Here is a 21729-nt window from a genome sequence, read left to right on the forward strand (position 1 = left end):
CCGGCGGGGGCCGGGACCGCGCCGGACGCGTGTACCCGCCCGGACCGTTACCAAGGGGCCATGCGCGTGTGGGCCGGCGTGCCGCGACGCTACCCGCCGGCCCACTCGCGCATGGCCTGCCGCGAAGGGAAATCCGCGACGTCCTTGTCCAGTGGGTGGTCGGTGTACTGGTGGACGCGCCAGGGCGCCTTGATGCGGGGTCTGCCCGCGGTGACGTAGTCGGCGATCCACAGTCCGTCGCCCGCGTACGAGGTCGTGTCGTGGTTGAGCCAGAAGTGACGGTTGCAGTACAGCAGGACGCGATGACCGGGGCGCAGTTGCTTCACCGTGCGGAGGAAGCGGTCCTTGTCGGCGTTGTCGGGGCGCGTGCCCTCGCCGGTGTGTTCCCAGTCGACGGCGAGCAGGTCGCCGGCCCGCTCCGGAGCCTTGCTCACGAAGTACTTCGCCTGGTCGGTGGCGTCTCCCGGCCAGAGGAAGTGGTAGAAACCGACCACGCAGCCGGCCTCTCGCGCACGCTCGGTCTGGCCCGCGAGACGTGGATTGACGTAGGAACGGCCTTCGGTGGCCTTGATGAAGACGAAGTCGAGACCGTCCGTGTCGAAGGACGTCTGGTAAGCGCTGACGTCGACGCCGATCAGCATGGGGCGCCACCTCCAAGTGGGGGTGAGAGGTTCCGGCAAGCGGGGTAAAAGGTTCCGGATGTTCTCTCCTACGTGCCCGGGCTGCTGACCTCCCATCCGCCGAGAGGTAGAAGAACCGATCCGCCGCCATCGGAATAGTCTCCGGCTGCGCACAGTTGGTGATCGAACGGGACTTGATCACATCACGCGTCTCTGCATCGGAAGGTCGTAGCCATGAAGATCGGCATCATCGGAGCGGGCAACATCGGCGGCAACCTGACCCGCCGGCTCACAGCCCTCGGGCACGAGGTCTCCGTCGCGAACTCCCGCGGCCCTGAGACGCTCACGGGCCTGGCCGGCGAGACGGGCGCCCACCCCGCCACCGCGAGCGAGGCAGCGCGGGACGCGGAGATCGTCGTCGTGACCGTTCCGCTCAAGGCCGTCCCGGCCCTTCCGAAGGACATCCTCGACGGAGCGGCACCCGGCGTGGTGGTCATCGACACCGGCAACTACTACCCGCAGCAGCGCGACGGCCGCATCAGCGCCATCGAGGACGGGCTGCCGGAGAGCCGCTGGACCGAGCAGCAGATCGGGCACCCCGTCATCAAGGCGTTCAACGGGACGTATGCGCAGGACATCCTCGACCGGGGCCACCCCCAGGGCACTCCCGGCCGTCAGGCGCTGCCCGTCGCGGGTGACGACCCGGCGGCCAAGCAGACTGTGCGGGACCTCATCGACGAACTCGGTTTCGACACCGTGGACGCCGGGGGCCTGGACGACTCGTGGCGCCAGCAGCCCGGCACACCGGTGTACGGCAACCAGGGGGATGTGGCCACCATCGTCAAGGCGCTCGCCGAGGCGTCTCCGGAGCGCACTGCGGAGTGGCGCGCCTGAGCTCCTGGCCCCTGCGGACTCCGGCGGACCGGGCGGACGAGATCCAGCACGCTTCCGGCCTGACCCGCAGAACCGTGGGCTCCGACGCTACCGGTGAGTAGGGTATGCCTCCGGGGCGTCGGCTCCACGGCCCCACCGGCTCCCGGCATGTGTCCAGGACGGCCGTGGAGAAGGAGCCGCCTCATGTCCCGCACCATGTCCGTCTCGGACAGCATCGTGATCGCCCTCGCCCCGTCGGCGGTGTACGAGCAGCTCAGCGACCCCACGGCGATGGGGCGGTGGAGCCCGGAGAACACGGGCGCGACCGTCGTCGGGGAACACCGCGAGGCGTACGTCGGCATGGTCTTCGAAGGCCGCAACAAGCGCGGCCCGCTGCGCTGGACGACGAAGTGCACGGTGACGGCCGCCGAGCCCGGGGAGCGCTTCGCCTTCCGGGTCCACGCGATCGGTGCGCGGCGGCCGCGGCTGCCCGGGGCGATAGCCACCTGGGAGTACCGCTTCGAACCGGTCGACGGCGCCACGCGCGTCACCGAGACCTGGACCGACAACCGGCGCGCATGGCCGGATTTCCTGGCCAACGCCTTCGACCGGATCGCGACCCGGGGGCACACCTTCGCCGAGTTCCAGGCACGCAACATAAGGACCACGCTGGAGCGGCTGAAGACGGCGCTGGAAGGCAACTGAGGCGCGGGGTCAGCCGGTTCCCGCCCGGCCGGCATCCTGGGCGTCGACTGCCGGTTCCCGTACGGCGGTCGGCGCCCGCCCGGCTCATGAGGTCCAGTGCGAGGGACGGGTCAGGGAGGGCGGCAGTTCGGTGGCGGCGTCGCCCCTGGCCGCGTTGAGCTGGGCCTGGGTGAGGAACAAGCTGCCGGTGAGATCGGCGCCCGCCAGTTCGGCGTCACGGAAGTCGGCGCCGATGAGATCGGCCAGCCGCAGGTCCGCTCCGGTGAGGTCGGCGGCTATGAGATAGGCACCCCGGAGGTCGGCGCCGTGCAGGTCGGCGCCCCGGAGCCGGGCTCCGATGAGGTCGGCTCCGCGATGGTTGCGCTTCTTGCGCCGGGGCACGGTGGCGCGGACGAGCTCGCTGGTACGCAGGAGCAGGGCGGCCACGCCGTCGCGGTGCGCCGACACGTCCAGCTCGGCCAGGGGCCCTGCCGGGCGGTCCGTCAGGCGCTCGGTGGCGTCGAGCGCCTGCCTGATCTCGCCGTGAAGGGGCTTCGCCGCGGGCAGCGCGAGCGCTTCGGTGAGATACCAGAGCAGTTCGTGGAGCCGGCGCATCACCGGGAACACCTGGAACATCTGCTGGGCGGTGCCGGGCTCCCGCCGCCAGTCCCGGCCGCCGTAGGTCTCCTGGGAGACCTTCTGGCCGGCGCCGAAGCAGTCGTACACGGTGCAGCCGGAGAACCCTTCGGACCTCAGCCGGGTGTGAATCCCACAGCGGAAATCGTCCCGCAGATTACCGCAGGGCTCTCCCGCCTCCTTGTTGATCGCGAAGTCCGCCGAAGCGGTCAGGGTCAGCGCGACACAGCACAGCCCGAAGCAATTCGCGCAGTCGGCGCGCAGAGCGGGGCGCTCGTCGGCGTGGACGGCAGTCGGATCGATCTCGGGCACGGCGCGTGACTTCCTCTGGTGTGGCGTGCGGGTGGGACGAGTTTAACGAGGCATCACCCATACACGCCGCCCCATGATCATCAGCTGGCGGACCGGCCGCCGTAACGTCCCGTTTCGCCCTATAACCCAGACACGAGCCCGGCCACCGCCGCGTACTGCCCACTATCCGCGGGGCTTCGAGCCCATCTGACCGGGGCTCCCGCGTACCGTCAGCACCGGGCCTCCCCCAGCGCTGTCAGTGGGGTGGCGCACACTTGGACTCACGCAGGTCACCGCCGAACGGGGGCACCGATGAGCACAGCGGACGAGACGGGATTCGAGCCCACGACCGGGGACGGTCCGCCGCCCCTGGAAGCCCCGGACAGGCGCGCCGCGTCGGTGAGGACCGCGTACGAGGGGATGCTGCAGATTCGCCGGCTGACCCGTACGGAGCACGCGAATCCTGAAGCGGTGCCCGCTTCTTGGGAGCTCCATCGTACGGTCCGGGCCGTGGCGCTCGCCCTGGAAGCAGCGGAGATACCACCCTCCGCGCTCGACGCGTCCGGTCGGCGAGTCGCCCTCGGCTATCGCGTGGGCCCGGGTGAGTCCCATGGTTCCGTCCGGGTGGAATGGCTGGGCCCACCCGGCAGCGGGGCCGCTCACGACGAGGAGCAGGCGCTGCCGCGGTGCGCGGAAGTGCTCCAGCGACTTGGCTGGACGGCCTTGCTGTACCGGGGGCCGCGTCGAAGGCGCTTCCTGGAGGTGGAACCACCGGCGGGTGTTCCGCGCGCGGGCGGATCCTGAGCGGGTTCGGCGTGCGTCAGGGAGCCGGGGGCGCGTTGTCAGACTCATGGTGAATGCTTGACGGTCCGACACCTCTGACCGGGAGATGCTGAGATGCGTAAGGACGAGATCGCCGCGGCGCAGGCGTATGTCCGTCTACTGGAGGCCACGCGGGCCGCGCTCGCCGACCCGGATGACGCTCCGCTGTACATACCGTTGCTGGCTTCGCCGATCGCGGAGGCCGATGAGGCGCTGCGAAGCGCGGGCCTCTCGGGGAACGAGGAGCGGCTGTTCTCTCTCGTACGGGCCCTTCGGCCCAGCCTGACCGGCTCCGAGCACTGAAGGCCGTCGGGGGCGCCGCGGGCCGGCGCCCCCGACGTGGCTGCGCCACGGCCTGGGCTACCCGGTGCCGTACAGGAGCGAGCCCGGAGTGGTGAGGAGTTCGCCGGTCTCCAGCCAGGTCTTGAGGCCGGACAGGATCATCGGCCAGCCGCCGTACAGCTCTTCGAGCGCGCCTTCGCGCATCTCGTCGTGGGTGACGGTCAGCCGGCAGGAGTCGCCGACGGGCTCGATCTCCCAGGTGACGCGGGTCGTCCCCTCGTTCTTCGCCTCGTCGCTCCAGAGCGCCACCATGGTCTGGACGAGCTTGCGCGGTGGGTCGACCTCCAGATTGCGGCCTTCACCCAGCGGACCCGGTGCTCCGGGCGCGCTCATCTCGAAGTGTGACCCCGGCGTCCAGTCGGAGGTGACGCCGACACCGAAGTTGTACTTGCTCCGGATGCCGGGATCGGTGACCGCCTCCCACAGACGCTCAGGAGTCGTGCGGATGTAGATTTCGAAGACCTTCTGCATGGGAATCTCCAGCCGGCTCTTCAGGCCACTGAGCCCCGCGGCCCAGGGCTCCGCGTACTTGCTCACCCACCGGTCGTGGACGAGCCGAATGGGCACCGGGTTCAGGAAGTGCAGCTTCTCCCGGCCGCGTCGCCTGCTGACGACCAGACCGGCCGCCTCCAGCAGCTTGAGGTGCTTCATCACGGCGAACCTCGTGATCTCGAAGCGGGCCTCCAGCGCACCCAGTGTCTGCCCGTCCTCGCGAAAGAGCTCGTCGAGCAGGCTGCGCCGGGTCGGATCGGCCAAGGCTTTGAACACCGCGTCCATGTCCTCAAAAATATGTGACCTTTTGGTCACCTGTCAATCGCCGGGGCGGTCTTCCCAGACGCCTGGGTGATACACCTTTCACCCGGAATGAATTGTTTCAAGACATTAAGAAGCTCGCCCATTTGCTTGACTGTAAGAGCAGTCGAAACCTAGCGTACGTTCCGGATGAAACGATTCACATCCTTCGATCATCACGGGTCGCCGGATGCTCTGCTTACGAGGTGTTCATGTCTGATGTGTCGGCCGTCAAGGCAGCTCTGAAGTCCCAGGTGATCGAGACGCCGTCGTGGGGCTACGGCAATTCCGGGACCCGTTTCAAGGTGTTCGCCCAGCCCGGAGTCCCGCGCGATCCCTTCGAGAAGCTGGAGGACGCCGCCCAGGTCCACGCCTTCACCGGTGTCGCCCCCAAGGTCTCGCTGCACATCCCGTGGGACAAGGTCGAGGACTACGCGGCCCTGACCCGGCGCGCCGACGACCTCGGACTGCGGATCGGCGCCATCAATTCCAACGTCTTCCAGGACGACGACTTCAAGCTGGGCTCGGTGACCCACCCCGACCCCAAGGTCCGCCGCAAGGCCACGGACCATCTGCTGGAGTGCGTCGACATCATGGACGCCACCGGCTCTCCCGATCTCAAGCTGTGGTTCTCCGACGGCACGAACTACCCCGGCCAGGACGACATCGCGGGACGCCAGGACAGGCTGGCCGACGCGCTGGCCGAGGTGTACGGCCGTCTGGGCGACGACCAGCGGATGCTGCTGGAGTACAAGCTCTTCGAACCGGCGTTCTACACGATGGACGTGCCGGACTGGGGCACCGCGTACGCCCACTGCCTCAAGCTCGGCCCGAAGGCGCAGGTCGTCGTGGACACCGGCCATCACGCCCCCGGCACCAACATCGAGTTCATCGTGGCCTTCCTGCTCCGCGAGGGGAAGCTGGGGGCCTTCGACTTCAACTCCCGCTTCTACGCGGACGACGATCTGATGGCGGGCGCGGCCGACCCGTTCCAGCTGTTCCGGATCATGCACGAGGTGGCCAGGAACGGCGGTCTCGACGCGGGGACGAACGTCAACTTCATGCTCGACCAGTGCCACAACATCGAGGCGAAGATCCCCGCTGTCATCCGCTCGGTCACCAACGTCCAGGAAGCGACCGCCAAGGCGCTCCTGATCGACGCCGAGGCCCTGGCGGAAGCGCAGCGCTCCGGCGATGTCCTCGCGTCGAACGGTGTCCTGATGGACGCCTACAACACCGATGTGCGGCCGCTGCTCGCCGAGGTGCGCGAGGAGCTGGGTCTCGCGACGGACCCCTTCGCCGCGTACCTCGCCTCCGGCAACCAGGAGCGGATCGCCACCGCACGGGTCGGCGGCGAGCAGGCCGGCTGGGGCGCCTGAACTGCCGCACTCCGATCGCAGTCCGCACACACCCTCCCGGCCTCACCACGAAGGAACTCTCATGACGTCCGCGACACACGCCGAAGTCGCCGCGCTCCTGGAGCGCGCCCACCGCATCGGCTCGGACCCCCGCAACACGAACTACGCCGGTGGCAACACCTCGGCCAAGGTCTCGGCAGCCGATCCGGTCACCGGAAGCGAGACCGAGCTGCTCTGGGTCAAGGGCTCGGGCGGTGATCTCGGCACGCTCACCGAGTCCGGTCTCGCCGTGCTCCGCCTGGACCGGATCCGCGCGCTCAAGGACGTGTATCCGGGGGTGGAGCGCGAGGACGAGATGGTGGCCGCGTTCGACTACTGCCTCCACGGCAAGGGCGGCGCCGCCCCGTCGATCGACACCGCGATGCACGCCCTGGTGGAGGCCGCACACGTCGACCATCTGCACCCGGACTCGGGCATCGCGCTGGCGTGCGCCGCCGATGGCGAGAAGCTCACCGCCGAGTGCTTCGGTGACAAGGTGGCCTGGGTGGGCTGGCGCAGGCCCGGCTTCCAGCTCGGTCTGGACATCGCCGCAGTCAAGGAGGCCAACCCGCAGGCCGTCGGCGTGATCCTGGGCGGCCACGGCATCACCGCCTGGGGCGACACGTCCGAGGAGTGCGAGCGCAACGCGCTGTGGATGATCCGTTCCGCCGAGAGGTTCCTCCAGGAGCGGGGCAGGGCCGAGCCGTTCGGCGCCGTCCTCGCCGGCCGGGAGGCGCTGCCGGACGCGTTGCGGCGCGAACGGGCTGCCGCGCTCGCCCCGGTGATCCGCGGTCTCGCCTCCACCGACCATGCCCAGGTGGGGCACTTCACGGACGCGGAACCGGTTCTGGACTTCCTCTCCCGTGCCGAGCACCCCCGGCTCGCGGCCCTCGGCACCTCGTGCCCGGACCACTTCCTGCGTACGAAGGTCAGCCCCCTCGTACTCGATCTGCCCGCGGACGCCCCGCTGGACGAGACCGTCACGCGCCTGAAGGAACTGCACGCGGAGTACCGGGAGGCGTACCGCGACTACTACGAGCGGCACGCCACCCCCGACTCCCCCGCCATGCGCGGCGCGGACCCCGCGATCGTGCTGGTCCCCGGGGTCGGCATGTTCTCGTTCGGCAAGGACAAGCAGACCGCCCGGGTCGCCGGGGAGTTCTATCTGAACGCCATCAACGTCATGCGTGGCGCGGAGGCCGTTTCCTCGTACGCACCGATCGAGGAGTCCGAGAAGTTCCGCATCGAATACTGGGAGCTGGAGGAGGCCAAACTGCGCCGGATGCCGAAGGCGAGGGCCCTGGCCACCCGGGTCGCTCTCGTCACGGGCGCGGGCTCCGGCATCGGCAGGGCCATCGCGCAGCGACTGGTCGCGGAGGGCGCGTGTGTCGTCGTCGCCGATGTCAACGCGGAGAGCGCGGCGACGGTCGCGGAGGAGCTGGGCGGGCCCGACAAGGCCGTCGCGGTGACGGTCGACGTCACCGGTGAGGAGCAGATCGCCGAGGCGTTCAGCTCGGCGGTGCTGGCCTTCGGCGGTGTGGACCTCGTCGTGAACAATGCCGGCATCTCGATCTCGAAGCCCCTGCTGGAGACCACGGCACGGGACTGGGACCTCCAGCACGACATCATGGCGCGCGGATCGTTCCTCGTCTCGCGCGAGGCGGCCCGGGTGATGCTGGCGCAGAACCTCGGCGGGGACATCATCTACATCGCGTCCAAGAACGCGGTGTTCGCGGGGCCCAACAACATCGCCTACTCGGCGACGAAGGCCGGCCAGGCCCACCAGGTCCGCCTGCTGGCCGCGGAGCTCGGCGAGCACGGCATCCGTGTCAACGGGATCAACCCCGATGGCGTGGTGCGCGGTTCCGGCATCTTCGCCGCTGGCTGGGGGGCCCAGCGCGCCGCGACGTACGGCATCGAGGAGGAGAAGCTCGGTGAGTTCTACGCCCAGCGGACCCTGCTCAAGCGCGAGGTTCTTCCCGAGCATGTCGCCAATGCCGTTTTCGCGCTGACCGGCGGAGACCTCACGCACACCACCGGTCTCCACATCCCCGTCGACGCCGGTGTGGCTGCGGCGTTTCTGCGCTGACCACGTGCGGTGCCGTCGCACCGAGCCTGTCGCCGGGCCCCGGCGCGCCGTTCGGTGTCCCGGGGCCCGGTGGTGGCCTTACGGCTCCCCCTGGATCGGATGAGTAATTCAATGCCTGCGACTTCACGACACGACGCGGTTTTCGCCGCCGTGGACCTCGGTGCCACCAGTGGCCGGGTCATCACGGGCAGGGCAGGACCCGGCACACTGCTCCTGACCGAGGCGCACCGCTTCCCGAACACTCCGGTGCGACTGCCGGACGGTCTGCGCTGGGACGTACTCGCCCTGTATCAGGGGGTGTTGGACGGGCTGCGTGCGGCCGGGCGGCAGGGACCGGTCACGTCCATCGGGATCGACACCTGGGCCGTGGACTACGGTCTGCTCGATGCCGACGGGGCTCTGCTCGGGCTGCCGTTCCACTACCGGGACGGCCGCAACGGCGCCGCCGCCGCGCGGGTGCTCGCGCGCTGCGGCGCGCAGGAGCTGTACGCCGTGAGCGGGCTGCAGCACCTGGCGTTCAATACGGTGTTCCAACTGGCGGCGCACCGGTCGACGGCGCAGTGGCGTGCGGCGCGGAAGCTGCTGTTGATGCCCGATCTGCTGGTGCACTGGCTGACCGGTTCGATGGGTGCGGAGATCACCAACGCTTCGACGACCGGCCTCTTCGACGCGCGCAGCGGCACCTGGTCCGATGCGCTGATCAACCGGCTGGGGCTGGAGCGTTCGCTGTTCCCCCCGTTGCGGGAACCAGGTGACCCGGCCGGAACGCTGCTGCCGCACGTCGCCCAGTTCACCGGGCTCCCGAGCCGTACTCCGGTCACGACGGTCGCCTCGCACGACACGGCGTCGGCTGTGGCAGCGGTCCCGGCTTCGGAGCCCGGTTTCGCCTATGTCTCGTGCGGCACCTGGTCCTTGGCCGGTCTCGAACTCGACGCGCCGGTGCTGTCCGACCGGTCGCGGGCGGCGAACTTCACCAATGAGCGGGGGGTCGACGGGACGGTCCGCTACCTCCGCAACATCATGGGCATGTGGCTGCTGGAGGAGTGCCGTCGCGCCTGGGACCAGGAGGGTACGGCTCCGAGCCTGGCGGAACTCCTCGACGACGCGGCGAGGGCGCGGCCGTTCACCGCGATCCTGGACCCGGACGACGCGGCGTTCCTGGCGCCGGGTGACATGCCGGCCCGGATCGACGCCTTCCTCGTACGGACCGGGCAGACACCGCCGGACAGCCCCGGCGGCTATGTGCGGTGTGTGCTGGAGAGTCTGGCGCTGGCGCATCGCCGGACCTTGCGCCAGGCCGCTGAGCTGGCGGGCCGGGACCTGACCCGTATCCATCTGGTCGGGGGCGGTTCGCGCAATGAGCTGCTGTGCCAGTGGACCGCCGACGCGACCGGCCTGCCGGTGACGGCGGGGCCGGCCGAGGCGACGGCACTCGGCAACATCCTGCTCCAGGCGCGGGCCCACGGGCTGGTGGGGGATCTCGCCGACATGCGCCGGCTGGTCGCCCGTACGCAGGACCTGCGTCACTACAGTCCCCGGGCGGATCAGCGGGACTGGGACCGCGCGGCAGCGCGGCTGGAGGGCCGTTGAACGGCTGACCACCTACGCGGGCGAGCCGAGGCCCAGCTCCTGCTCACCCAGCGGTGCGAAGTAGCGGGCGACGTCGGCCTCCGTGACGTCCGCGAGTCCGGCCGGGTGCCACTTGGGGTCGCGGTCCTTGTCGATGATCTGTGCGCGCACTCCCTCCACCAGGTCGGGGGCGCAGAAGGCACGGCTGGAGACGCGGTACTCCTGGTCGAGCGCAGCTTCGAGGCTGTCGAGGTGGCGCGCCCGGCGCACGGCGGCGAGCGTGACCTTGAGCGCGGTGGGCGACTTTGCGAGGAGTGTCTCGGCGGTCTCCTTCGCCGCGGTCACACCGCTGCCGTTGAGCTGGTCGATGATCTCCTCGACGGTGTCGGCCGCGTAGCAGCCGTCGATCCATGCGCGGTGCGGGGCGAGCTCGCCTTCGGGCGCCTGGGACGCATGCGCCCGCACCGTCCGCACCACCTCGTCGGGTCCTGTGCTCCCGGCGAGTGCCGCGGTGAGGTCGCGCAGCCGCTCCGAGGGGACGAAGTGGTCGGCGAGGCCGCACAGCACGGCGTCCGCCGCGCCGATCGCCTGCCCGGTGAGCGCCAGATGGGTGCCGAGTTCGCCGGGCGCCGACGCCAGGAGGTACGTGCCGCCGACATCGGGGACGAATCCGATGCCGGTCTCCGGCATGGCGACGCGCGAGCGCTCCGTGACGATACGGACGTCACCATGGGCCGACACCCCCACGCCGCCCCCCATCACGATGCCGTCCATGAGCGCGACGTACGGCTTGGGAAATCGGGCGATGCGGGCGTTGAGGCGGTACTCGTCGCGCCAGAACACCAAGGACGCCTCGCCCCCGGCGCGCGCGTCGTCATGGATGGACCGGATGTCCCCGCCGGCGCAGAGCCCCCGCTCCCCCGCCCCGCTGATCACGACGGCGACGACTGAGTCGTCCTGCTCGGCGACCGTGAGCCCTTCGTCGACGCGTCGCACCATGGCGTGGGTCAGCGCGTTGAGAGCCCGTGGCCGGTTTAGCGTGATGTGGAGGGTGTGGCCTTCGGTGTGCAGCAGGACGGTGTCGTCGTTCATCTATGCGCTCCCGGTCAGGGCCTGGGCGTGTCTTCCGCCGGTCGTGGACGATCTCTCAGGGTCATTCTGCGACGGCGGCCGCCCGGACCGGACGGCGGGTGACCGGCTCGCACCCCGTTCAGAGGGCCTTGTGCATGATGTGCAGGCCGACGTAACCCTCGACCGGGTGGTTGAAGCCCTCGGGCAGCGTCCCCAGGACCTCGAAGCCGAGCTTCCGGTAGAGACGCACCGCGTAGACGTTCGTCTCCACCACGGCGTTGAACTGCATGGCCCGGAAGCCGGAGGTGCGGGCCCAGTCCACGCTGTACTCGCACAGTGCCCGGCCCACGCCCTTGCCCGAGTGGGCGGGGTCGACCATGTAGCTGGCACTGGCGATGTGTGAGCCGTTGCCCATGTGGTTCCGGTTCATCTTGGCCGTACCGAGGACGGTGCCGGAGTCGTCGACGGCGACCACGGCGCGGCTCGGCGCCTGCACGAGCCACCATTCCCGTGCATCGTCCCTGCCGAGGTCGACGGGGTAGGTGAACGTCTCACCCGCGGCGACGATTTCGTGGAAGAACGGCCAGATGGCGGGCCAGTCCTCGATGGTGGCTTCCCTGATCAACATGGGGATCAGAATGCCCGTTCCCCGCGCGGGCCGCGAATCCTTTGCCCATGAGATCGAAGGGCGGGAGCCCGGTGGGCACCGCACGCCGGGTTGCTCGCCACCGGGGAGCTACGGCGAGGCCGCGCGCCTGCGCAGTCCGAGCCGGGCCAGCAAGCCCGGTCCCGCCCGTCGTTCGGGCACCGGACCGGACGCCGCCCGTGACGCGGACGGTTCCCCCGGCGACGCGGGCGCTTCCCTCGACGCTCGCGACACCGGCGCCACCGCCACATTCGACGGCAAGCCCGCCCCTTCGGGTGCGACCCTGCCACCTCGCTCCTCGCCCGGACGCGGGGCGGCCCTGTCCTCACGCGCCCGGTCCAGCTCCAGGGTCAGGTTGACCCGCCGCCACAGGATCTCGTCCGGATCATCGGCGAGCATCAACTGCGCCATGATCTCCCGCCCGCTCACCGACCCCGGGCGTCCGAAGACCGGCTCCGGCCTCACCCTGGCCAGGTAGGCGCGCTCGTACGGATCGTCGACCACCTCCGCGAGCTGCACAGGGTCCAGCGCGGATGCCTGCACCGACGCACGCACCCATGCGTCCTCGGTGCTGCTGAGCAGCCTGTCGATCCTGCCCGTACGCCAGTTGCGCGCCCGCCAGTCGATGCCTGCTTCCAGCATCGTGCGCATCCCCACCGGGCTCTTCCCCGCGAGCAGTCCTGGTTCCCTGGTGGCGAAGCGGGCGAGGTCCTCCGCGAGATAGAGCCACACCACCGCGCGGTAGCGGTTGAGATAGAACGAGACCGGCGAAACGCACCCCACGCGGGCCAGCCGTGTGAACCGGACGGGACTGATTCCGAGCAGTCCGGCGCCCTCCGCCGTGCCCACAGTCCGCACCCGGTCGCGCAACGCTTCGGGGAAACCGGCCTGCGCGCGCAGCCGGCCGATCTCCTCGCTGCGGACCCTGGGCCGCCCGCCACCCTGCCCCGCGGTGACGCCGACCAGTCCGAGGTGCACGGCGAGCTCGAACTCACCGCGCCTGAGCTCCAGTTGCTGCGCGGCGCGGCCCGCGGCCACAGTGACCTCGACGCCCGCGTCGGGCCCCGCCACTCCGGCCGCACCACTCGCGTCGGCATCATCGGCGCCGACGACGGCCCGCCCGCGCATCGCTTCCGTAACAGCCATGACTGTCCTCCCCCGTGAGGCTCGAATACTCTGTGTCACCACGGTAGCCCGGAGGAGGCTCTCCCCGTCCGGCCTGTGGATAACGTCCCGGCCGGGCGAAAGATGCAGTTCAGAGGCGACTTGGGCCTTCGGCGCCGCCGTTACGTATCTCTACGCCGAGATGTTCGCCCACCCGGTTCACGAGCAGGGTCATCTCGTAGGCGACCTGGCCGACATCGGCTTCGGCCGCACTCAGTACACACAGACAGCTGCCTTCGCCCGCGGCTGTCACGAACAACAGCGCCTCATCGAACTCCACCATGGTCTGGCGTGCCCGTCCGGCCTTGAAGTGCCGTCCCGATCCCCGGGCAAGGCTGTGCAGACCCGACGACACCGCTGCGAGGTGCTCCGCGTCCTCGCGCGCCAGTCCCGTGCTCGCCCCGGTCACGAGGCCGTCGTTGGACAGCACCAGTGCGTGCCGTACGTGCTCCACCCGGCCGGTCAGATCATCAAGGAGCCAGTCAAGCCCCCGGTCCAACGCCATGTGTTCGTCCTCCCCGCTCATACGTTCCCCAATCGCGCGTAAGCCTCGCGTACCGCTCCCGAACGGGCAAGCACCCCGCCTTCGCCGGGGCGCCGCTTCGCGCCACGCCCCTCCCCGTCCGAGGATGACTCCATGGCACACCACATGACTCAGAACGCATGGCATTCCTTCGTTTCAGAAGGCACGCGCACAGGCAAGGTGTCGACCGTTCGCGCCGACGGCAGCCCCCACATCGCTCCCGTCTGGTTTCTGCTCGACGGCGACGATCTTGTCTTCACCACCGGTAAGGAGAGCGTGAAAGGCCGCAATCTGGCGCGCGACGGCCGGGTGGCGGTGTGCGTCGACGACGACCGTCCGCCCTTCACGTTCGTCGTGCTCCAGGGGCATGCCGAACTCAGCGAGGACCCTGCCGAACTGCGGCACTGGGCGACCCGGATCGCGTCCCGCTACATGGGCGGGGAGGCGGCCGAGGAGTTCGGCGCGCGTAACGGCACGCCCGGCGAACTCGTCGTGCGCGTGAGGGTGGACAAGGTGACGGCGATGGCCGCCGTCGCCGACTGACCGCGGCCGCCGCCCCGTCGTCGCTAGCTCACGGAGTCGAGGAGCCGGGCCGTGTGCATCCGCCCTGCGTACTCGACCATACGGATCAGGACTTCTTTTCCGGAGTCGCGGTCGCGCGCGTCGCACAGCACGACCGGGGTGCCCTGATCGAGGTCCAGGGCACGGGACACGTCCTTCGCCCCGTACGTGCGGGCGCCGGGGAAGCAGTTCACCGCGACCACGAAGGGGATGTGGCGGTGCTCGAAGTAGTCGACGGCAGGGAAGCAGTCCTCCAGCCGCCTGGTGTCGGCGAGGACCACCGCGCCGAGCGCGCCCTGGGACAACTCGTCCCAGAGGAACCAGAACCGGTCCTGCCCCGGTGTGCCGAACAGGTACAGGGACAGGCCGGACCTGATGGTGATGCGGCCGAAGTCCATGGCCACGGTCGTGGTGGTCTTCTGGTCCACGCCGCCGGTGTCGTCGACCGTCTGTCCGGCTTCACTCAGCAGTTCCTCGGTACGCAGTGGCCGGATTTCGCTCACGGCGCCGACCAGGGTCGTCTTCCCGACCCCGAAGCCACCCGCGACCAATATCTTCAGGGCGAGGGCGGTGGACTCGCCGCCTTCCTCCCCACCCGCGGTGTCAGCGTTTCCAACGTGCTCGGAGGGCATCGATCACTTCTCTCACGCATGAGCCTCAAGATGCGGAAGCGCTGGTCAGAGCCATCTTGTCGAGCTCGGTCGAGTATCTCGGGCATCGGTTCGGCGCCAGTGGCGGCAGGAACGCGGGCAGCGGTACGGGGACAGCATGGCAAGCAGGGGAGCCATCCCGAAGGGTGTGATCGGTTTTGACCGATGCGAACGAACGAGGGTCGCGGATTGCCCATATGTGGTCGCGATTCGAAACTGGATGGTCGACTTTTCGCCATCCGGGTGCAGCTGTTACAGAGCCCTCAGGCCGTCGATCACCTCGCGCAGAATCCGCTCGTTGGGGAGTTGAGCGGGCGGTACGGGGCGGCTGACCCGCACATGGCCCGCTTCGAGCAGATCGCCGAGCAGCACCCGCACCACGCCGACCGGCAGATCGGCGCCGGCGGCGAGTTCCGCGACCGACTGTGTCTCGCACCGGCACAGGGTCAGCAGCGCCCGGTGTTCGGGGCCGAGAAGGGACTCGTCGGCGTCATCGGGGGTGCTGTCGGCGATGTCGACGAGCGCGATCAGGTCGAAACGCACCCCGCTGGGGCCGGGCTGGGTACGTCCACCCGTCATCGCGTACGGACGTACCAGCGGGCCGGCTTCGGCGTCGTACCACTGGCTGCCCGGGAGGGCCTCCTCGTCCGCCTTCTCCCGTGCCGGGTACCGGGCGTGGGCCCCGTAGGGGATGCGGGGCGCCTTCGAGTGGTCGGGTTCCTCGGTCATGCGCACGTCTCCGTCCCGTCAGCCCGCCGTCTGGGTTCCGACGAGCCGCGGGGGCGTCCGCAGGTGCTCGCCGACTCGTTTCACGAGGCGCGCCATCTCGTACGCGACCAGGCCGATATCGGCGGCGGCGGTACTCAGCACCGCGAGGCAGGAGCCGTCCCCTGCCGCTGCCACGAAGAGGAAACCGTCGTCCATCTCGACCATCGTCTGACGCACTCCCCCGGCCCTGAAGTGCCGGCCCGCTCCCTTGGCGAGGCTGTGGAAGCCTGAGGCCACCGCCGCGAGGTGCTCGGCGTCCTCACGGCTCAGCGCGCTGGAGGCTCCGACGGCCAAACCGTCGCTGGAGAGCACGACGACGTGCCGCACCTCTCCGACGCGCGTCACCATGTCGTCCAGCAACCAGTCGAGTTCGCCGGAGCGCCGGGACCCCGCCGTCCATTCGTTCACGGTCATGCCTGGTCTCCTTCGATGGGGTGACGGGGTCCGGTGCTCGGACGGTGCCGGGTGGGGGCAGTCTGGGGAGCCGTACGACCGGGGGTGGGGCCGCCACCGCGGACCCATCCGCTGCGGTAGGCGGTCATGCGGTCGCGGGCCTGCTCCGGAGTGCGTTCGGCGGGTGCCGACGCACCGTCGGCACTGTCCTGGGGCGGCTCGGGGCGCGGTTCCTCGCGCAGTTGGGGGACGAGGCTGGCCTGCCGTACGCGACGGGGCAGATCGCTCTCCTCGCCCGCTCCGGCCGGGTCCGGCGAGAGCGGGAGGGGCGTGCGCTCGGTGTGGTCCGGCCGGTCCGTGTGGGGAGTGCGACCCGTGGAATCCGCCCGGTCCGTGGGGCGTGCGCGGCCCGGCCTGCCCTCCTCCACGGTTCGCGGACGCTGTCGCTGCCGCAGGCTGGTGACGGGCGCCCTGCCGTGGCCGGGTGCCGACTCGATGGCGGGGACGGCGACCGGCGCGGGGAACGCGGTGGCGCGCGGGCGCACCGGGCGTGGGTCCGGCCGGTCGGCGTCGTCCCGGTCCATCGTCGGCGTCGCGGGGACGGTGCCCACCGCGGCGGGTGTTTCGCCCGCGGGCAGGCCGCTCGGCAGCAACGCGGTCGGCACCAGCACGACAGCGGTCGTCCCGCCGTAGGGCGAGGTGCGCAGCTTGACCTTGATGCGGTGCCGGGCCGATAGACGGCTCACGACGAAGAGCCCGAGGCGGTCGCTGTCGAAGAGGTCGAGCGTCTCCGACTGCTCGATCCTGCGGTTGGCCTGGGCGAGGAGTTCCCCGCCCATGCCCAGCCCCCGGTCCTCGATTTCCAGCGCGTAGCCGTTGCCCACCGGTTCGCCGCTGATCCGCACCTTGGTGTGCGGCGGCGAGAACTGTGCGGCGTTCTCGATGAGTTCGGCGAGCAGATGGGTCAGGTCGGCGACCGCGTCGCCCTTCACCGCGGCGTCCGGCAGTTGGCGCACCTCGACCCGCGCGTAGTCCTCGATCTCCGAGACGGCCGCGCGTACGACGTTGGTCAGCGGTACGGGCATTCGCCAGGCGCGCCCGGGGGCCGCTCCGGAAAGGATGATCAGACTCTCGGCATGACGGCGCATGCGTGTGGTCAGGTGGTCGAGCCGGAAGAGGTCGCCCAGCTCGTTGGGGTCCTCGGCGCGGCGCTCCATGCCGTCCAGCAGATTGAGCTGGCGGTGGACGAGGACCTGACTGCGGCGGGCGAGGTTGACGAAGACTCCGGAGATACCGCTGGCGAGTTCGGCGCGCTCGACGGCAGCGCTGAGGGCGGCCCGGTGGACGGTGTCGAGTGCCTCGCCCACCTGGCCGATCTCGTCGTGCGAGGACCGGCCGGGCGGCGCTTCGGCCTCGATGTCCAGTTCCTCGCCCTCCCGCAGACGCTGCATGGCGTGGGGCAGTTTGCGCCGGGCGATCTCCAAGGCGCTGTTGCGGAGGCTCACGAGCTCGACGACGAGTGCGCGGCCGATGCGTACGGAGATGACGAGCGAGGCGGCCACGGCGAGGAAGCCGAAGAGAACTGCCGCCCCGGCGGGGCTCAGGAGCCCGCCCGCCAGCGGGTCGGCGCGGTCGGCCGCGTGCCGGGCGGCGTCCGTCTCGATCGCACGCAGCCGGTCTCGTACGGTCGCGGCGTTCCGGCCCCAGTCGTCGGTGGGGACGGCCTGTGCGGCCTTGCGGCCCGGTGCGGCGGCCAGCACCTTCTCCTCGGCGGCCTGGATCCTGCGATAGGCGGCTTCGTCGGTGAGGGATCGCCATGTCCTGCCCACGGCGGCGGGAAGGTCCGCGCCGGCCGATTCGGCAAGGCTACGGCGGCTCTCGACGGCCCCTGTGAAGCGGCGGAGTCCCGGGCCGTCGAGGGTGCCGGTGAGGGCCGACGCGGCGAGCAGTGCGTCTTCCCGCGCCAGCATCTCGGCGGACCGGCGCAGTTCGAGCAGGACCCGGGCCTCGGAGCCGAGTTCGGCGTCCTGGATGCCGGTGAGGGCACCGGATACGCCGAACCCGGCTGCGATGGCCTCGGTGTACTGCGTGTACGCGGCGTCCTGATCGGCTTCGGTGTCCCGGCCCCTGGTTTCGCCGGTCGGCGGTTCCAGCAGGCGGGTGCGCAGCGCGCCGAGCGACCGGGTGCGGTCCAGGAAGGTGGCGAGGCGGTCCGTGACCCCTGCCGGGAGGCCGCCCGCGTCGGCGATCGTGTGGTTCTCGCCGAGCCGGAGTGCGTCGAGCGCGGTATCGGTGCGACGGGACCGCTGCCGCAGCTCGGCGGCGTGCGCCCGGTCGGGGGCGACGAGTTGGCGCAGCGCCGCCTTGCGTTCCGCCTGCAGGGCGTCGACGGCGCCCGAGACGGGTCCCCGCACGGTGGAGTCCACCCGCTGCAACTGGCGCAGGCGGGCCACGTCCTGGGCCGTGGTGACCGTGGCGAAGCCCCACAGGGCGAGCAGCGAGACGACGGGCACCATGAGCAGCGAGATGATCTTGGCCCGTACGGTCCTGGGGCGCAGGGACAGGCGGCGCGCCTCGGATGGTTCCTCCGAGGCATGCGCCCACGCGTCCCGTTCGTGTCGTTCGTCGGCCGGCGGCCCTGCGTGCGCGCGCCGTCCGCGCGTCGGGGGCGCGGGCCGGGCTGCGGGAGCGCCCGTCTCCGGGGTCGTGCGGGGTGGGCGCATGGCCTCCTCGTTCCGGTGTGAGCTCTGTTGACGCCTGGTGCGGGTGGTGCGTCCGTGCGTCCGCCTGCTTGCGGGCAGAGACGGGACGTGCGGTGCGGCCGTGTGCGCGATGCGGGATGCGGAACGCGGGATGCCGTGCCCCGCCGGTATCAAGGGGCCGGGGCGGCTTGCGCTTCCGTGGGACGCGGTACGGGGTCGGCGGGCGCCGGGCCGGGCCGTTCGGCCGATGCGTAGGCGGCCCGCTCCCTGGCGGTGGGCGAAAGTGCGACGAAGGCCGAGGTGAGGAAGAGGTAGGAGCCGAGACCGACGGCGAGCGGGAAGATGAACTGCATGACCGTGGCGCCGGACAACCGGCTCGCGGAGGGCACGACTCCCACGTCCACGGCGAGCATTCCGGTGTAGTGCATGCTGCTGACCGCCGCTCCCATGACGAGGGAGGCGAGGGCGACGGCACCCGGTGTCCTGATGTTGAGAGCGGCCCACAGCGCGGCGGTGGCGGCGACGACCGCGATGACCACGGAGAGCGTCACCAGGAGGGGGTCGTACCGGATCGTGCCGTGCAGTCGAAGGGCGGCCATGCCGATGTAATGCATGCTGGCGACGCCGATTCCGGTCGTGAGCCCACCGATCAGCAACGCCTGGGGCCGGCCGCGGCCATAGCCGACGGCGAAGACCCCGGCCCCCACCACCGCCATGGCGACCAGGAGGCTGAGCAGGGTGAGCGGCACGTTGTACCGGATGTCGGTGCCCGTCACACCGAATCCGAGCATCGCGACGAAGTGCATCGTCCAGATGCCCGTGCCGATGGCGGAGGCGGCGGTGAGCAGCCAGTTGCGACGCGATCGGCCGCTCGTGTTGAGCGCGCGCACCGTGCAGCGCAGTCCGAGCGCGGCTCCGATGCATGCCATCGCGTACGACAGAGCGGGTGTCAGCCAGCCGAAGGTGGCGTGGTCCAGGTGTCCCATGAACTGGGGACGCTAGCCCTACCGAAGGCGCACGACTGGGGCGCAGTTCGAAAGGTGATGGAATATGACAGAGAGATGTTCCCGAACGATCGCGCAGCGCTCGAACATGCACACAGCCGCTTGCCGTTTCGTTCGCACCGGGACTGCGCGATCATGTGCGCATGGCTGACGACCGCACACACGTACAGGACTTCTTCACCGTCCGGGCCTCCGACTGGGACAGCCGCTTTCCCGACGACGGCCCGGCGTACACCGCCGCCGTCGACGCCCTCGGCCTCAGCCGGGGCGACGTGGTGCTCGACGCGGGCTGCGGTACAGGACGCGCACTGCCCGCTCTACGCGAGGCGGTCGGCCCCGAAGGCACCGTCCTCGGCGCGGATCTCACACCCGCCATGCTCGGGGCGGCGGTGCGGGCCGGCCGCGACCGCAGCGGCGCGCTGCTCCTCACCGATGTCGCACGGCTGCCACTGCGGAGCGGGGCGCTCGACGCGGTGTTCGCGGCCGGCCTGATCTCCCACCTCGCGCACCCCGGACCGAACCTTCGCGAGCTGGCGCGCGTAGTACGGCCGGGCGGGCAGCTGGCCCTGTTCCACCCGGTCGGCCGGGCTGCTCTCGCGGCGCGGCACGGCCGGGCGATCACCGACGACGATCTGCGGGCGGAGCCCATGCTCCGCCCCCTGCTGGCCGGTTCGGGATGGCGCATGGACACGTACGTCGACGAGGACGACCGCTTCCTCGTACGCGCCGTACGCGTCGGCTGACCCGCCGGCCCACGCGTCACGCGGAACGCGCGGCTATGGCGCTCACGAGTGCGTCGGGCCGGTCGAACATGATGCAGTGCCCCGCGCCGGGAATGGTGAGGACGCGCACACCCGAGTCCATCAACTCGTCCGCGCCCGGGAGTTCACCGCTCAGGGCACCCTGTAGATAGGTCCGGTCGGTCGTCGATTCCATGAGCATGCGGCGCATGGTGGGCTCGGTGCCACGCATCAGCCCGGCCGCGGTGCGGTGCAGCGCCAGCGGGTCCGTGAGCCTCATGGTCGCGGCCCACATCGGGCGGACGTGCTCCAGTACCTGAGCGAAGCCACCGCCGAGCACGAAGGCGTCCTCCGTCCATGAACCGATGCCACTGCTCCCGATCGTCTCCGGCGGGTACGGATCGAGGTTGGCCTCGGTCAGCACCAGCCGCGCGACCAGGTCGGGCCGCCGGTAGGCCAGTACGACGGCCACCGCACCGCCCATGCTGTGCCCGACGAGCTCCGCTCCCCGCACACCGGCTGCGTCCAGCACGACGGCCAGCGCGTCGGCGTGGTCCTCCAGGGTGTACCCGAAGTCCGCGGGACGGTCGCTGGTGCCGTGCCCCGGCAGGTCGACGAAGAGCGACCGCCGCCCCGCGAGCGCCGGGTCGGCGGCGATGTGGGCGTGATAGGCGGCGGACATCGCCCCGAGGCCGTGCACGTAGACCGTCGTACCGCCACCGTCCGGCACTGCCGCGGATTCCGTCCACCGGATCCTGCTGCCCTGCTCGTCGAACTCCGCCTCGTTCATCAGCCTTCTCCTCTGCCCGCGCTCCGCCGGTTCCGCCGCACGCGCCGCATGCGATCGGATCCGCACGATACATCGGTCACGATGTATGGCGCTACCGAAGTATCGCGTCGCCCCTTCCGCCCCTCCGTGCGGCAGAATGCGGGCATGCTGGAGCTGGCCATCCTTGGATTTCTGTACGCCTCCCCGTTGCACGGCTATGAGCTGCGCAAGCGCATCACGGCCCTTACCGGGCATGTGCGGCCGGTCGCGGAGAGCACGCTCTATCCGGCGATCAAGCGGCTGGAAAAGGCGGGGCTGCTGGCCCGGGAGACGCAGCCGGGCGCGACGGCGGCCCCGCGCCACGTACTCACCCTGACCGACGAGGGCAGGGCGGAACTGCTCCGGCGGCTCGCCGAGCCCGCCCGCGGGGACATCACCGACGAGAACCGCTGGTTCGGTCTCCTGGCGTTCCTCCGGCATCTGCCGGATCCTGCGGCTCAGGCAAGCGTGCTGCGGCAGCGGCTGGCCTTCCTGGAAGAGCCTGCGAGCTTCTTCTACGAGGGCGACAAGCCGCTGCGCGCCGAGGAGGTGGACGACCCGTTCCGCCGGGGCATCCTCACGAT

The 21729-nt window shown here is 70.4% G+C and carries 23 protein-coding genes; 10 read left to right on the forward strand and 13 right to left on the reverse strand.

The annotated features are described in order from the left end of the window. Window positions 1-89 precede the first annotated feature (89 nt). Complete coding sequence (locus tag ACFWSK_RS34880) at window positions 90-641, reverse strand: glycoside hydrolase family 25 protein (protein WP_383795341.1); 552 nt, start codon at window positions 639-641, stop codon at window positions 90-92. 192 nt (window positions 642-833) lie between these two features. Here ACFWSK_RS34880 and ACFWSK_RS34885 point away from each other — a divergent pair, with 192 nt between their 5' ends. Together ACFWSK_RS34885 and ACFWSK_RS34890 are read left to right on the forward strand one after the other, a co-directional pair. Next, window positions 834-1514, forward strand: coding sequence for an NADPH-dependent F420 reductase (locus tag ACFWSK_RS34885; protein ID WP_383795403.1), 681 nt, complete (start codon window positions 834-836; stop codon window positions 1512-1514). 183 nt (window positions 1515-1697) lie between these two features. Beyond that, window positions 1698-2198 carry an SRPBCC family protein gene (locus tag ACFWSK_RS34890; protein WP_383795344.1) on the forward strand — a complete coding sequence of 167 codons (501 nt, stop codon included), beginning with the start codon at window positions 1698-1700 and terminating at the stop codon, window positions 2196-2198. Between the two features lie 84 nt (window positions 2199-2282). Here ACFWSK_RS34890 and ACFWSK_RS34895 read toward each other — a convergent pair whose 3' ends face one another. Then, complete coding sequence (locus tag ACFWSK_RS34895; protein WP_383795346.1) at window positions 2283-3125, reverse strand: pentapeptide repeat-containing protein; 843 nt, start codon at window positions 3123-3125, stop codon at window positions 2283-2285. A gap of 291 nt (window positions 3126-3416) precedes the next feature. Between ACFWSK_RS34895 and ACFWSK_RS34900 the strand changes: the two genes are divergently transcribed. Together ACFWSK_RS34900 and ACFWSK_RS34905 are read left to right on the forward strand one after the other, a co-directional pair. After that, window positions 3417-3908 carry a hypothetical protein gene (locus tag ACFWSK_RS34900; protein ID WP_383795349.1) on the forward strand — a complete coding sequence of 164 codons (492 nt, stop codon included), beginning with the start codon at window positions 3417-3419 and terminating at the stop codon, window positions 3906-3908. A 93-nt stretch (window positions 3909-4001) separates the two neighbouring features. Beyond that, entirely contained in the window at window positions 4002-4229 is a 228-nt protein-coding gene (locus ACFWSK_RS34905) for a hypothetical protein (protein WP_383795352.1), read from the forward strand. A gap of 57 nt (window positions 4230-4286) precedes the next feature. Here ACFWSK_RS34905 and ACFWSK_RS34910 read toward each other — a convergent pair whose 3' ends face one another. Then, window positions 4287-5045 carry an ArsR/SmtB family transcription factor gene (locus ACFWSK_RS34910; protein WP_383795355.1) on the reverse strand — a complete coding sequence of 253 codons (759 nt, stop codon included), beginning with the start codon at window positions 5043-5045 and terminating at the stop codon, window positions 4287-4289. Window positions 5046-5272: 227 nt separating this feature from the next. Here ACFWSK_RS34910 and rhaI point away from each other — a divergent pair, with 227 nt between their 5' ends. From rhaI to ACFWSK_RS34925, 3 genes are all read left to right on the forward strand, one after another. Beyond that, complete coding sequence (gene rhaI / locus ACFWSK_RS34915; RefSeq protein WP_383795358.1) at window positions 5273-6439, forward strand: L-rhamnose isomerase; 1167 nt, start codon at window positions 5273-5275, stop codon at window positions 6437-6439. A 61-nt stretch (window positions 6440-6500) separates the two neighbouring features. After that, complete coding sequence (locus tag ACFWSK_RS34920; RefSeq protein ID WP_383795361.1) at window positions 6501-8546, forward strand: bifunctional aldolase/short-chain dehydrogenase; 2046 nt, start codon at window positions 6501-6503, stop codon at window positions 8544-8546. Window positions 8547-8657: 111 nt separating this feature from the next. Then, window positions 8658-10136, forward strand: coding sequence for a rhamnulokinase family protein (locus tag ACFWSK_RS34925; RefSeq protein ID WP_383795363.1), 1479 nt, complete (start codon window positions 8658-8660; stop codon window positions 10134-10136). Window positions 10137-10148: 12 nt separating this feature from the next. On the opposite strand, the gene ACFWSK_RS34930 is transcribed toward ACFWSK_RS34925, so the two are convergent. The 4 genes from ACFWSK_RS34930 to ACFWSK_RS34945 all read right to left on the reverse strand — a co-directional run bounded on the left by ACFWSK_RS34930 (window position 10149) and on the right by ACFWSK_RS34945 (window position 13501). Then, entirely contained in the window at window positions 10149-11207 is a 1059-nt protein-coding gene (locus ACFWSK_RS34930; RefSeq protein ID WP_383795366.1) for an enoyl-CoA hydratase/isomerase family protein, read from the reverse strand. Window positions 11208-11325: 118 nt separating this feature from the next. Continuing rightward, entirely contained in the window at window positions 11326-11814 is a 489-nt protein-coding gene (locus tag ACFWSK_RS34935; RefSeq protein ID WP_383795369.1) for a GNAT family N-acetyltransferase, read from the reverse strand. A 108-nt stretch (window positions 11815-11922) separates the two neighbouring features. Then, entirely contained in the window at window positions 11923-12978 is a 1056-nt protein-coding gene (locus ACFWSK_RS34940; protein WP_383795371.1) for a DUF6397 family protein, read from the reverse strand. A 109-nt stretch (window positions 12979-13087) separates the two neighbouring features. After that, window positions 13088-13501: a roadblock/LC7 domain-containing protein gene (locus ACFWSK_RS34945; RefSeq protein WP_383795374.1), complete on the reverse strand. Its 414-nt coding sequence runs from the start codon at window positions 13499-13501 to the stop codon at window positions 13088-13090. A gap of 132 nt (window positions 13502-13633) precedes the next feature. Between ACFWSK_RS34945 and ACFWSK_RS34950 the strand changes: the two genes are divergently transcribed. Beyond that, on the forward strand, window positions 13634-14062 hold the full coding sequence (locus ACFWSK_RS34950) for a PPOX class F420-dependent oxidoreductase (protein ID WP_383795376.1): 429 nt from the start codon (window positions 13634-13636) through the stop codon (window positions 14060-14062). A gap of 23 nt (window positions 14063-14085) precedes the next feature. Here ACFWSK_RS34950 and ACFWSK_RS34955 read toward each other — a convergent pair whose 3' ends face one another. The 5 genes from ACFWSK_RS34955 to ACFWSK_RS34975 form a co-directional block, all read right to left on the reverse strand. Further along, window positions 14086-14712 carry an ATP/GTP-binding protein gene (locus tag ACFWSK_RS34955; protein ID WP_383795379.1) on the reverse strand — a complete coding sequence of 209 codons (627 nt, stop codon included), beginning with the start codon at window positions 14710-14712 and terminating at the stop codon, window positions 14086-14088. 270 nt (window positions 14713-14982) lie between these two features. Beyond that, window positions 14983-15459, reverse strand: coding sequence for a DUF742 domain-containing protein (locus tag ACFWSK_RS34960; RefSeq protein ID WP_383795382.1), 477 nt, complete (start codon window positions 15457-15459; stop codon window positions 14983-14985). 18 nt (window positions 15460-15477) lie between these two features. Beyond that, window positions 15478-15912 (reverse strand): roadblock/LC7 domain-containing protein, encoded by a 435-nt coding sequence (locus ACFWSK_RS34965; RefSeq protein WP_383795385.1) that lies wholly within the window; start codon window positions 15910-15912, stop codon window positions 15478-15480. Further along, window positions 15909-18614: a nitrate- and nitrite sensing domain-containing protein gene (locus ACFWSK_RS34970; protein WP_383795388.1), complete on the reverse strand. Its 2706-nt coding sequence runs from the start codon at window positions 18612-18614 to the stop codon at window positions 15909-15911. Before ACFWSK_RS34970 ends, ACFWSK_RS34965 begins: the two co-directional genes overlap by 4 nt. A 149-nt stretch (window positions 18615-18763) precedes the next feature. After that, the gene (locus ACFWSK_RS34975; protein WP_383795391.1) at window positions 18764-19579 is read right to left on the reverse strand and encodes an MHYT domain-containing protein; all 816 of its coding nucleotides are present in this window, start codon (window positions 19577-19579) and stop codon (window positions 18764-18766) included. Window positions 19580-19740: 161 nt separating this feature from the next. Between ACFWSK_RS34975 and ACFWSK_RS34980 the strand changes: the two genes are divergently transcribed. Then, entirely contained in the window at window positions 19741-20340 is a 600-nt protein-coding gene (locus ACFWSK_RS34980) for a class I SAM-dependent methyltransferase (protein WP_383795394.1), read from the forward strand. Window positions 20341-20356: 16 nt separating this feature from the next. Here the strand turns inward: ACFWSK_RS34980 and ACFWSK_RS34985 are convergent, their stop codons facing one another. After that, window positions 20357-21127, reverse strand: a complete 771-nt coding sequence (locus tag ACFWSK_RS34985; RefSeq protein ID WP_383795397.1) for an alpha/beta fold hydrolase — start codon at window positions 21125-21127, stop codon at window positions 20357-20359. Window positions 21128-21271: 144 nt separating this feature from the next. Between ACFWSK_RS34985 and ACFWSK_RS34990 the strand changes: the two genes are divergently transcribed. Then, a partial coding sequence (locus tag ACFWSK_RS34990; protein ID WP_383795400.1) for a PadR family transcriptional regulator occupies window positions 21272-21729 on the forward strand: 458 nt, incomplete at its 3' end.

Origin of the sequence: Streptomyces sp. NPDC058620 (assembly GCF_042717135.1) — a bacterium.
Classification (GTDB): Bacteria; Actinomycetota; Actinomycetes; order Streptomycetales; family Streptomycetaceae; genus Streptomyces.